This window comes from Planosporangium flavigriseum, assembly GCF_011947225.1.
Classification (GTDB): domain Bacteria; phylum Actinomycetota; class Actinomycetes; order Mycobacteriales; family Micromonosporaceae; genus Planosporangium; species Planosporangium flavigriseum.
The window spans coordinates 1-11,478 of the sequence record NZ_JAATVW010000001.1 but is presented as its reverse complement, the minus strand read 5'-3'; the positions used below and the strand labels follow the sequence as shown (position 1 = coordinate 11,478).

The 11,478-nt window shown below is 68.8% G+C and carries 10 protein-coding genes; 7 read left to right on the top strand and 3 right to left on the bottom strand.

Translation table 11 applies throughout. From position 1 onward, the window contains the following. Window positions 1–18 precede the first annotated feature (18 nt). The 4 genes from HC028_RS28030 to HC028_RS00035 all read left to right on the top strand — a co-directional run bounded on the left by HC028_RS28030 (window position 19) and on the right by HC028_RS00035 (window position 2,311). Complete coding sequence (locus HC028_RS28030; protein WP_168071645.1) at window positions 19–261, top strand: integrase core domain-containing protein; 243 nt, start codon at window positions 19–21, stop codon at window positions 259–261. A gap of 142 nt (window positions 262–403) precedes the next feature. Beyond that, window positions 404–1,231 (top strand): T6SS immunity protein Tdi1 domain-containing protein, encoded by an 828-nt coding sequence (locus HC028_RS00045; RefSeq protein ID WP_168071644.1) that lies wholly within the window; start codon window positions 404–406, stop codon window positions 1,229–1,231. 271 nt (window positions 1,232–1,502) lie between these two features. Beyond that, a complete protein-coding gene (locus tag HC028_RS00040) occupies window positions 1,503–1,793 on the top strand; it encodes a type II toxin-antitoxin system TacA family antitoxin (protein WP_168071643.1) in 291 nt (96 codons plus the stop codon). Beyond that, entirely contained in the window at window positions 1,790–2,311 is a 522-nt protein-coding gene (locus HC028_RS00035) for a GNAT family N-acetyltransferase (protein WP_168071642.1), read from the top strand. Before HC028_RS00040 ends, HC028_RS00035 begins: the two co-directional genes overlap by 4 nt. Window positions 2,312–2,467: 156 nt before the next feature. On the opposite strand, the gene HC028_RS00030 is transcribed toward HC028_RS00035, so the two are convergent. After that, the gene (locus HC028_RS00030; RefSeq protein WP_168071641.1) at window positions 2,468–3,295 is read right to left on the bottom strand and encodes an SDR family NAD(P)-dependent oxidoreductase; all 828 of its coding nucleotides are present in this window, start codon (window positions 3,293–3,295) and stop codon (window positions 2,468–2,470) included. Between the two features lie 149 nt (window positions 3,296–3,444). Between HC028_RS00030 and HC028_RS00025 the strand changes: the two genes are divergently transcribed. Both HC028_RS00025 and HC028_RS00020 read left to right on the top strand, forming a co-directional pair. Next, window positions 3,445–5,016 (top strand): LLM class flavin-dependent oxidoreductase, encoded by a 1,572-nt coding sequence (locus HC028_RS00025; RefSeq protein WP_168071640.1) that lies wholly within the window; start codon window positions 3,445–3,447, stop codon window positions 5,014–5,016. Between the two features lie 155 nt (window positions 5,017–5,171). After that, window positions 5,172–7,145: a methyl-accepting chemotaxis protein gene (locus tag HC028_RS00020; protein WP_168071639.1), complete on the top strand. Its 1,974-nt coding sequence runs from the start codon at window positions 5,172–5,174 to the stop codon at window positions 7,143–7,145. Between the two features lie 143 nt (window positions 7,146–7,288). Here HC028_RS00020 and HC028_RS00015 read toward each other — a convergent pair whose 3' ends face one another. Beyond that, window positions 7,289–9,511 carry a catalase gene (locus HC028_RS00015; protein WP_168071638.1) on the bottom strand — a complete coding sequence of 741 codons (2,223 nt, stop codon included), beginning with the start codon at window positions 9,509–9,511 and terminating at the stop codon, window positions 7,289–7,291. A 128-nt stretch (window positions 9,512–9,639) separates the two neighbouring features. After that, the gene (locus HC028_RS00010; RefSeq protein WP_168071637.1) at window positions 9,640–10,083 is read right to left on the bottom strand and encodes a pyridoxamine 5'-phosphate oxidase family protein; all 444 of its coding nucleotides are present in this window, start codon (window positions 10,081–10,083) and stop codon (window positions 9,640–9,642) included. Between the two features lie 125 nt (window positions 10,084–10,208). On the opposite strand from HC028_RS00010, the gene HC028_RS00005 reads away from it, so the two are divergent. Beyond that, a partial coding sequence (locus HC028_RS00005; RefSeq protein ID WP_168071636.1) for a PAS domain-containing protein occupies window positions 10,209–11,478 on the top strand: 1,270 nt, incomplete at its 3' end.

Genomic DNA, 11,478 nt, shown 5'->3' with positions numbered 1-11,478 from the left:
GCTCGCACCTGATTTAGGTTGACTGGGTCACCGGCGGGTCTTATAGAGGCGCAGACCAGCGTCTGCGAGTCATTCAACGGCCGCTTCCGCGACGAGTTCCTGGCCTGCGAACAGTTCCACACCCTGCTGGAGGCTCAGGTACCGGCCGAAGACTGGTGCGTCGAGTACAACACCTACAGAGCCCACGGTTCGCTGGACTGGCTCACCCCCGACGCCTTCCACGACCAGTGGATCACCAACCGGCAACCAACGCTCTCATAGCCGGTGGACCACAAACCGGGGCCCAGTCAGGAAGGGAACCGCGTCGAAGGCGTGGACGCGCGCGGGTAACAAGACGAAGACCGGCATGGATGTCGGCCACACCGTCGAACTGCAGTTGGATGGTATGGACGACATTTCCAACATGAGCCTGTTCGACCGGTCTGTGAACCGGAGCCTCGGCTCACAGACCGACAAGCAGATCAAGAAGCTGGGGCTGTCGCCCGGTGACCTGGGTGGGCGGTCTACGGATCATTTCGAGATAACCCTTAGTAGGTTTACCCGGGGCGGGGAGCGCGCCACCCGTTGGACCGCTCCCCGCCCCGATCACAATCTCTCCTGGGAGTCGGCCGTGTTGGAGAACTTCCTGACCCAGTACCGGGTGACCGATCGCCTCGACGAGGCACCAGCCGGTGACCTCGGTGCCGTTCCCCCGGACCTTGCGGAGCTCTTCCGTAGTATGGCCGGACTGACTTTCAACGACGGGCTGTATCGCATTCACACCCCTCGTACCGCAGCCGACTCCAACGAGTTCTGCGCCCGTCTCATTCAAGGCTTTGCCGACAGCATGTACTGCTTCGGCTTCGACTGGTTGGGGCGGAACCTCGCGATCGACATGAGCGGTCGCGGTGAGCCCCTTGTCGTACTGGTGGAGCCGGGGGCGGGCGAGTACATGGAGAGCGGAATGGGTATTCGCGCCTTTCACGACGAGACCCTTGTGGAGGATCCGACGGCGCTCGCGGCGGGATTCTTCGATGAATGGCGCGCCGCGCACCCGGAGTTCACGCGGCTTCGTTATGACCAGTGCATCGGCTGCAAGGTGCCGCTCTTCCTCGGGGGCGAGGACGAGGTGGACAACCTCGAGGTCGTTCCCTACGACGTTTACTGGGAACTCTGCGTCCAGCTTCGGACGGGTGTGCGGAGGATGGCGCCCGGGACATCCATAGGTAGGATCATCAAAGCGAGCGAGTAGGTGGAGCGCTACGTGAACTGCTCCGGGTCCGGTAGAGGCTCTGATGTTCCCCGGGCTCAATGGAGCCGGGTTGGTTGACTCGTCGTGCTCGTCGTTTGTAAGGAGAGACGTGCCGCCGGTCGGCGTGCGCGCAGGGCCGTAGGCCGTAGCGCGTGCGCGCGGCCCGGCGTCAGCCGGGCCGTTCTTGATCCTGTATAGCAGTTTTGAGCCCAAGTCCGATCTTGTAGTGCTGTGATTGTCGAATGGCGTACGTTGTGCGTACGATTGTCTCGTGAGTGCGAAGGCGGAGCGGCTGCACCTGCGGGTGGATGCCGAGCAGAAGGCCCTGCTGGAGGCGGCCAGCCGAGCTGCCGGGGCCAGCGTGTCGACATTTGTGCTGAAGGCGGCGACCGAGGCGGCGGCGGACGTGCTGGCCGACCGGCGGGTGTTCGTGCTGGACGAGGCGGCGTGGCAGGTGTTCGACGCGGCGCTTGAGCGGCCGGCTCAGGATGTTGCGGGGCTGCGGGAGCTGTTGACCACGCCGACGGTGCTCGACGCCCCGCCGGCCAGCACTCAGCGGTGAGTTCCCGCTTCTCGCCGGTCGAGCCGTTGTCGGCCGCGCACGTGCTGGCCGGCTTCGACTGCGGCTCGCCGGCCCAGTCCGTCTGGCTGGTCGAGCACGCCCTGCAAGCCCACCGGGCGGGCCTGTCACGGGTGTACGTCGTCCGCGGTACCGACCACCCGGACCAACGAGTGGTCGGCTACTACGCCCTCGCCGCCGGAAGCGTCGCCCCGGCGGATGCCGCGCCGCGCCTGATGCAGGGTGCCGGCCGCTACCACCAGCCGGTGGTGATCCTGACCCGGCTCGGCGTTGACCACACCGCCCAGGGCGCCGGGCTGGGACGCGCGCTGGTGGTTGACGCGCTGCGGCGCATCGCAGCCGTCGCCGAGGTCATCGGCGTACGGGCGGTGCTCATCCACTGCGAGACCGAGGCCGCCCGCGACTTCTACCTCCGGCTGGCCAAGTTCGAGCCGAGCCCGACCGATCCCATGCACCTGCTGCTGTTGATGAAAGACCTGCGCCGCGCCCTCGGTGGATGACGAGGCCGTCAACGTCGAAAGGACGACTGCTTCGGGTTGGCGTGGATCTGCTCCACCTGGTGGGGAACGCCCAGATACCGCCCGTGGCCTGGCCGTGGTGTGAGAGATGATGCGGGTCCGGTAGTACGACGTGGGAACCCTTATCCGCCAACGTGACTATGAGCGGTAGCGCGCCGCCATGCCCCGGGACCGGCTGGCCGACCGCAGCACCGACTCGACGTCGACGAGTCGCTCCACCGCGGCGGGATCCTCCAGCCCCGGTACGCACACGACCTCACCGCGCTCCAGGCCGACCAGCGACGCGGTGACGACGTCCCCGGCCGGCATGCCGCCTTCGGCGTGCACTTGCTCCTCCCGGCCGCCGACCGACTCCATGCCGGTGGTCAGGTGGAACTCCGTCGCGGTCAGGCCGGGGCACAGCACCTGGAGCTGCACCGGGCTGTCGTCGCCGAGTTCGGCCGCGAGCGTACGCGTGAACGTGACGACGTACCCCTTGGTGCCGGCGTACGTGGCCCGCCACGGCAGCGGGTTCGGCGGCATCGCCGAGGCGAAGGCGAGCAGCGACGCGACGTTCACGACCGCGCCCCGGCCGCGCTCCAGCATGCCGGGCAGTGCGGCCCGGCTGAGCATCGTGGGCGCGACGACGTTCACGGCCAGTACCTGCTGCAGCACCTGGGGGTCGACCTCGGTGAACGGCCCGTACCCGTTGATCCCGGCGTTGTTGACCAGGAGCGCGACGTCGTCTCTGGCGACCCGCTCCGCGACGCGGTCCAGGTCCTCCTGTTTCGCGAGGTCGGCGCTGAGGGTCTCCACCTTGACGTCGGACAGCTGCGCGGCCAGGTCGTCCAGCCGCTGCGCGCGGCGCGCGACCAGGACGAGGTTCCACCCGCGCTTGGCCAACTCGCGGGCGTAGACCGCCCCGATTCCCGAGGAGGCGCCGGTGACCACGGCCGTCGCACCGCGACCGGCAAGTTCGAATCCCATGATTCCCATTCAACGCCGCCCGCATTCGCCGGCCCCCGATGGGGCGCACCTGTGCGGCTAGTCACTTGAGCATTCAACTACCGTCGGTACGCTGGGCTGCGGGCGAACGATCAACCGGCGACCGATCAACCACAGATGGAAGTCGAGACATGACGGATTACGGGCACGACCTGCTCTTCGGCAGTTTCCTCACGCCGACCGCCGAGCGACCGGAGCGGGTGGTGGCGCTGGCGCAGCTGTCCGAGCAGGCGGGGCTCGACCTCGCCACGTTCCAGGATCACCCCTATCAGGCGGGCTTCCTCGACGCCTGGACGCTGCTGTCCTATCTCGCCGCCGCGACCACCAACATCCGCCTGGCCCCGAACGTGCTCAACCTGCCGCTGCGGCAGCCGGTCGTACTGGCCCGCAGCGCGGCGAGCCTCGATCTGCTCAGCGGCGGCCGGGTCGAGCTCGGCCTCGGCGCGGGCGCGTTCTGGGACGCGATCGAGGCGGCCGGCGGCCGGCGCCTGACCCCGGGCCAGTCCGTCGAGGCCCTCGACGAGGCGATCAGGATCCTCCGCGAGGTCTGGGACGCCGACCAGCGCGGCGGGGTACGCGTCGACGGCGACCACTACCGGGTGGTCGGCGCCAAGCGCGGACCGGCGCCCGCGCACGCCATCGGCGTCTGGGTCGGCGCGTACAAGCCGCGCATGCTGCGGCTGGTCGGCCGCGCCGCCGACGGCTGGCTGCCCTCGCTGCCGTACCTGCCGGGCGGCCCGGCCGACCTCGTCGACCTCAACGCGCACATCGACGAGGCGGCGGTCGCCGCCGGGCGGGACCCCCGGTCGGTACGCCGCCTGCTGAACATCTCCGGCCAGTTCACCAACTCCGGCGCCGGCCTGCTCGTCGGGCCGCCCAGCCAGTGGGTGGAGGAGCTCGCCGGCCTCGCCCTCGACCATGGCATCTCCGGCTTCCTGCTGATGGGCGACGACCCGGCGGCGATCCAGCTCTTCGGGCAGGAGGTCGCGCCCGCGGTACGGGAACTCGTCGCGGCGCAGCGAGCCGACCCGGAGGCCGGCAAGGAGGCGGCCGCACCGGAGGAGCGAGAGGTGATCTCCGCCAGCGGTACGCCGGAGTTCGCCGTCACGCCCACGCCGGCGCCCACCACCCGGCTCAGCGGCCGCACTCTCTGGGACGAGTCAACCCGCCCGGTCGGCCCGCCGGCCCCGGCCGGTCACGTCTACTCCGACCAGGCCGAGGCGGTCGGACGCCACCTCGTCGACGTGCACGACCATCTCCGCCAGGAACTGGCCCAGATCCGTGAGCTGCTCCAGCAGGTCAAGCAGGGCGCGATGTCCGCGGGCCGGGCGCGGGCGGCGCTCAACGAGCTGACGATGCGGCAGAACAACTGGACGCTCGGCGCGTACTGCGCCTCCTACTGCACGCTGCTCACCCAGCACCACGGAATCGAGGACCAAGCGATCTTCCCGCACCTGCGCGGCGCCGACGCCGGCCTGGTGCCCGTCATCGACCGGCTGGAAGCCGAGCACGTCATCATCCACGAGGTCGTCGAAGGCGTCGACCGGGCCCTGGTCAACCTCATGGGCAACCCCGGCGGCTTCAGCGAACTGCAGGAAGCGGTCGACCTCCTCACCGACACGCTGCTGTCGCATCTGGCGTACGAGGAGCAGCAGATCGTCGAGCCCCTTGCCCGGTACGGCTTCTACGCCGGCCAGATTTAGATCCCTCGCTGGCGCCGAAGTCGAACAGGTAGGTGAACTGCTTCTCTCCGTAACAGGGTCCCTATCGGCTTTTGTGGCCGGACCGTTATCCAAGCAACTCTCAGATCTGGCATTTGCTGCCGACGTTCGGCGTAACCGAGCGAAAGTTGCAGATGGTGAAACGTTTCACGATCAAGGTCAAATTAACGGCCGCAGTCCTTGTGCTCTTCCTCGCCGGCTTCGGCGCGCTGGTCGGCATCGTCGTCGTCAACAGCAGTTCCGAGGCCAAGCGACAGGCCTTCGCCTACGGCCAGGAACTGACCCTCCGGCACAGCCAGATCGTGGACCGTACGATCGGCGAGGCGATGCAGGCCGTGCGGGAGAAGGCGGGCACGGTCGGCTCCCTCCGGACCACCGCCGGTCTGTCGCGTACTGAGCTCGACAACATCTTGCGTACCACCCTGGAATCGCACCCGTCATGGCTCGCCGCCTGGAGCGTGTGGGAACCCAACGCCCTTGACGGGGCGGACGCGCGGTTCACCAACGCATCTGGCAGCGATGCCACCGGCCGTTATCTGTCGTACTGGAACCGGGGCAGCGGTCAGATCGCCGTGGAAGCACTGGCGGACTACGAGAAACCGGGAGCGGGCGACTACTACCTGCTCACCAAGAAGAGCGGCAAGGAGAAGGTGCTCGACCCGTATCTCTATTCGGTGGGTGGCAAGGAGGTCCTCATGACCTCCGTCGTGGCGCCCGTCGTCGTCAACGGCACCTTCCTCGGCGCGATCGGCGTCGACCTGGCCCTGTCCACCCTGCAGACCGAGCTGGGCCAGATCAAGCCATACGGCACCGGCTACGCCATGCTCACCACCGCTACCGGTGTCGCGGTCGCGCACCCGGACAGCGCGATCATCGGCAAGCCGCTGCCCGACCAGGGGCTGGTGGGCGAGGCGACCCAGGCGGCCGGTAGCGGTAAGCCGGTTCAGCGGCTCGCCGCCGACGGCCGCCTCCACAGTGACGCGGTCCAGCTGGCCGTACCGGTGGCCGTGTCGTCGGTGGACACCTGGGCCTTCCTGGTCAGCATCCCGACCGCCCAGGTACTGGCCGGCGCCGACGCGCTGCAGCGCCTGATCTTCATCGTCGCCGCCGTCACGCTGGTCGTCGTCGCGGTCCTGATGGTGCTTCTGAGCCGTTCGATCGTCCGTCCGCTCGATTCACTGCGGGGACGAATGATGGAGATCGCCGAGGGCGAGGGTGACCTGACCCAGCGCGTCGACGAGAGCCGCGGGGACGAGCTGGGTGCGCTCGGCGCCGCCTTCAACCGGTTCGCCAGCAAGATGGCGACCGCGGTGGGCGCCGTCCGCGACAACACCGAGCGGCTCACCGACGCCTCCGGCGGACTGGCGGCGACCAGCCGGCAACTGGTCGGCACGGCGCAGGAGGCCAGCGGTCAGACGGGCCAACTCGCAGCGGCGGCCGAACAGGTCAACGCCAACGTCGGCAACGTGGCCACCGCCGTCGAGGAGCTCGGCGCGTCGATCCGGGACATCGCCAGGGGCTCGGGTGAGGCGGCCGGTGTGGCCGCCGAGGCGGTGCACCGGGCCGCCGAGACCGGTGAACGTGTCGCCCGGCTGGGCGCCTCCTCTGCCGAGATCGGCAACGTCGTCAAGCTGATCACAGCGATCGCCGAGCAGACCAATCTGCTCGCGCTCAACGCCACGATCGAAGCAGCGCGCGCCGGCGAGCAGGGCAAGGGGTTCGCGGTCGTCGCCGGCGAGGTCAAGGAACTGGCCAAGGAGACGGCGAAGGCGACCGAGGACATCACGGCCAAGGTGGCCGCGATCCAGGAGGACACCGACGGCGTCGTCGATGCCATCGCCGAGATCGGCCGGATCATCGAGAAGATAAACGAGACCCAGCTGGCGATCGCCACTGCGGTGGAGGAGCAGACGGCCGTCACCAACGACATCGGCCGCAGCGCGAGCGCCGCGGCCGAGGCCACCACGCAGATCGCGGAGAACCTGGGCACGGTGGCGCGATCGGCCGAGGCGACCGACGCCGGAGCGCAGAGCACAGAAGCCGCCGCCGGCAGCCTGGCGGAGATCACCACGGACCTGCGCCGCTTGATGAACCAGTTCAAGATTGATTGATCGCGAATCGACGGTGGGTATCGCATCGAGGCGTTCACCGAGACCCAGTGGGTCACCGTGCGTGGAGACCTGCCGGCGTACCCGTTCCAGAGCGCACCCGGCCGCCGCACCTCGAGGTGCGGCGGCCGGATGGCCGTGCCGCGTCAGGCGACCGACGCAGGGAACCGCTCCCAGACCCGGTGCGCGGCCATCAGCTGCCGCACCTCGGTGAAGACCTCGGTCGCGGAGTCGCCCACGACGACGCCCGGTGTGCTGGTGACCGCCGCGTGTGCGAGGACGGTGGCGCCGGCGCCCCACGCGCCGATCGCCTTGGCGTGCCGCCAGCACTCCTCGACCAGCAGCGTCACGCGCGGGTCGACGGCGGCAGAGTTGTCCGCGCCCGCCTTGGCGTCCCGCGCGGGCAGCGCGTCCGGCGCCGGTACCGGTGCCCCGGCCAACAGCAGCAGATCGAACTCGATCGACCGGCCGGTGGCGAAGGTCCGCTGTACGGGCAGGTCCGCCACCATGCCGCCGTGCGGGGCGATCAGTAGCGGCACCATACCGGCGGCGAACACCGCCTGCCGCAGTTCGCGGACGCCGTCGAGGTCGCCGTCGGGGTCGACGACGATGCCGACCGTCCGGCCGTCGGCCGGCCATTCCTTGCCCACCTGCGACAGCGCGGGGCTGGGCGTGACCTCAGCGAGCGGGATGGTCGGCTCCGGAGCGGGGAGGCCCAGGCCGGTGGCGACCTCCTGGCACAGCACCGGGTCGATGTTGGCCAGGCACTGGAGCTGGCGCTCTTTGATCGCCTGCTCGTAGCACTTGCCGAGCTCGAAGGTGTACGCGCGGATGATGTGCTCCTTCTCGACCGGCGACATGCTCTGCCAGAACAGCCGGACCTGGCTGTAGTGGTCGTCGAAGGAGACGGGGTTGGCGCGGACCTTGGTCGCCTCGGCGACCGTGACAGGCGCGTCCACGAACGCGTTCTCGCCGTCGCCCGCGACGAACGGGTTGCCACCGTCGAGCGAGTTGGGCCGGTACGGTGCGACCCCGGCGTGGACGGCGTGCTGGTGGAAGCCGTCCCGGAACATGTCGTTGACCGGAGCATGCGGACGGTTGATCGGGATCTGTGCGAAGTTCGGCCCGCCCAGTCGCGTGAGCTGCGTGTCGAGGTACGAGAACAGTCGCGCCTGCAGCAGCGGGTCGTTGGTGACGTCGATACCCGGGGGTAGGTGGCCGGGGTGGTAGGCGACCTGCTCGGTCTCGGCGAAGAAGTTCGTCGGTGTCCGGTTGAGCGTCATCTTGCCGATCGGCTGTACCGGTGCGAGCTCCTCCGGCACGATCTTGGTCGGGTCGAGCAGGTCGATCCCTTCGAACGTCTCGTCCGGGGTGTCGGGGAAGACCTGGATGCCGAGCTCCCACTCGGGGTACGCGCCGGCCTCGATCGCGTCGTACAGGTCGCGGCGGTGGAAGTCGGGGTCCATGCCGCCGAGGAGCTGCGCCTCCTCCCAGTCCAGCGAGTGCACGCCGAGCTTGGGCTTCCAGTGGAACTTGACCAGCACCGTCTCCCCGGCCTCGTTGATCAGCCGGAAGGTGTGGATGCCGAAGCCCTCCATCGTCCGGTACGAGCGTGGGATCGCGCGGTCGGACATGTTCCACATCGTGTGGTGCTGCGCCTCGGTGTGCAGCGAGACGAAGTCCCAGAACGTGTCGTGCGCGCTCTGCGCCTGCGGGATCTCGCGGTCCGGGTGTGGCTTGCCGGCGTGGATGATGTCGGGGAACTTGATGCCGTCCTGGATGAAGAAGACCGGGATGTTGTTGCCGACGAGGTCGAAGGTGCCCTCGTCGGTGTAGAACTTGGTCGCGAAGCCACGGGTGTCCCGTACCGTGTCGGCCGACCCGCGCGAGCCGAGCACCGTGGAGAACCGGACGAAGACGTCGGTCTTCTTCCCCTTCCTGAGGAAGCCTGCCTTGGTCACCGCCTCGGCGGTGCCGTACGCCTCGAACACGCCGTGGGCCCCGGCGCCGCGGGCGTGCACGACGCGCTCGGGGATGCGCTCGTGGTCGAAGTGCATGATCTTCTCGCGGAAGTGGTGATCCTGCATCAGGATCGGGCCGCGCGGTCCCGCCTTCAGCGAGTGGTCGGTGTCGCGCAGGCGCGCTCCCTGCGCGGTCGTGAGGTAGCTGCCTTGTTGGCCGTTCGCGCCTGCCGGCGCGCCCTGCTCCTTCTTCGGCGGCAACGGCTCGCGCGGCGCCGTCGGCTCCTCGACGCTCGGCGGGGCGCTGCCCGGTGATCCGGGAACGTTCGGAGTGAGAAAGTCGGCCACCTTCTCGGCGGCCGACTCCACGACGTCCTTGACCGCCTTGGCGGGGGTGCTGGAATCCATCTAGGCGAGTCCCTCCATGGAGCGGGTACGAGCAGGTCTTCGCCGTACCCGCTCCAGCGGAGTGCAAAACGATCAATTCGCCGCTATGTCGGCTGGTGGGAGGCGTCGGCTCTTGATAACGCCGAATCTCACGCGTTGGAGTACAGCCGCTCGGGGGTGACGAGTACGGCCGTCCGCCGCTCCTGCGCCATGACCCGGTCGAAGGTGTCGAAGTCGTCGTGCGTACCGCCCGCCGCGGTGAAGATCTCCCGCAGGAGCAGGCGCAACCGCTCGGCGTCGATCCCGGGGACCGGATCGTCCGGGCCGACCAGTTCGACCGGGCCCTCGGCGGCCGCCCATTCCCAGCCGACCCGGGCGACCACGGTCGCCCGCGGGTGGATCCGTAGATTGGCCAGCTTGCGGCTGCCGCCCATCGCCACGAACGCCACCACCGGACGGCCGGTCAGCGGATGGTCGAGCACGCCGGCGTTCACCACCGAGGCCTGGATCGTGTTGTCCGGCCGCAGCGTGGACACGACGCACAGGCCGTGGTCGCCCGTGATCAGGCGCGCGAAGTCGCCGATGTCGGTCATCCCTTCACGATAGGCAGGTTGAGACGTAGCACCCTTTCCGGCTCGACTGTTGCGTCAGCGTGGCTCTTGGACGATAGATCAGGTAAGTACCGATATTAGGAGCAAATCGGCAGAAGGGCGCAGGCATGGTGGGGGAGACGGTGGGGTCGGCGGGCCAGAGCGGTGATCCATTGCTCGGCGGGGGCCTGCTGCTGGCCGAGAACGACCTGCGGCTGCTCGCCGACTCACTCCCGCACATCATGTGGGTGTCCGCGCCCGACGGGTTTACGGAGTACGTCAATCGGTGGGTGGTCGAGTACACCGGGCTGCCGGAGGAGGCGAACCTGGGCTGGGGCTGGGTGGCGCTGATCCATCCCGACGACGCCGAACGCGCCCGGAACGCCTGGGACGAGGCCGCCCGAGCCGAGACCGCCTTCGAGTCGGAGTACCGGATCCGCCGCGCCGACGGTGAGTTCCGCTGGCACTCCTGGCGGAGCGTGCCGGTGCGTGGCGCCGATGGCCGGATCGCCAAGTGGATCGGCACCGCCAGTGACATCGAAGACCGGAAGGCGTTGGAGGAGAGCCTGCGCCGCTCCGAGCGGCAGACCGCCGAGACGCTCACGCTTCTGGAAACGCTGCAGTCGGCCGCTCCCGTGGGCTTCGGCTTCGTGGACCGCCAGTTTCGGCTCATTCGGGCCAACGACTGGTTCACGGACATCGCCGGGGCTCCCGTCGGGAGACTGATCGGACGCACGGTGGCCGAGGCCGTTCCGGCGATCTGGGCCCAGACCGAGCACCTCTACCGCCGCGTTCTCGACACCGGGCAATCCGTCGTCGGTACGGAACTGACGGTGCACCCCAAGGGCGAGTCGGACGGCGTCTGTTCCTGGCTGGCCAGCTTCTACCCGGTGCGGGTCAACGGCGAGGTCATCGGGGTCGGCGTCGTGGTGGTCGACCTGACCGAGCGCAAGGATGCCGAGGCGTTCCGGTCGGTCGTGATGGACGAGATGGCCGAGGGTCTCTACACCCAGGACGACCAGGGGCGGCTGATGTCCATGAACCGCGCGGCCGAGGAGATGCTCGGGTGGACCGAGGAGGAGCTGCTCGGTAAGCGCATGCATGACATCGTGCATTTTCAGGCCGCGGACGGTACGCCGATTCCGGCGAGCGAGTGCCCCATGAGAAAGGCCCGCGCCGAAGGCCGGCCTATCCGGGTCGACGATCAGGTCTTCACTCGCAAGGACGGCTCCATCTTCCCGGTCTCCTACTCCTCGGCGCCGCTGCACATCGGCTCCACGGTCGGTGGTGTGGTGATCGTCTTCCGTGACATCACCGAACAGCGGGAGCGGCAGCGTCTGGAGCTTGCGACCCGCCATGACCAGCAGTTGGAGTCGCTGGGGCGGCTGTCGGCGGGCA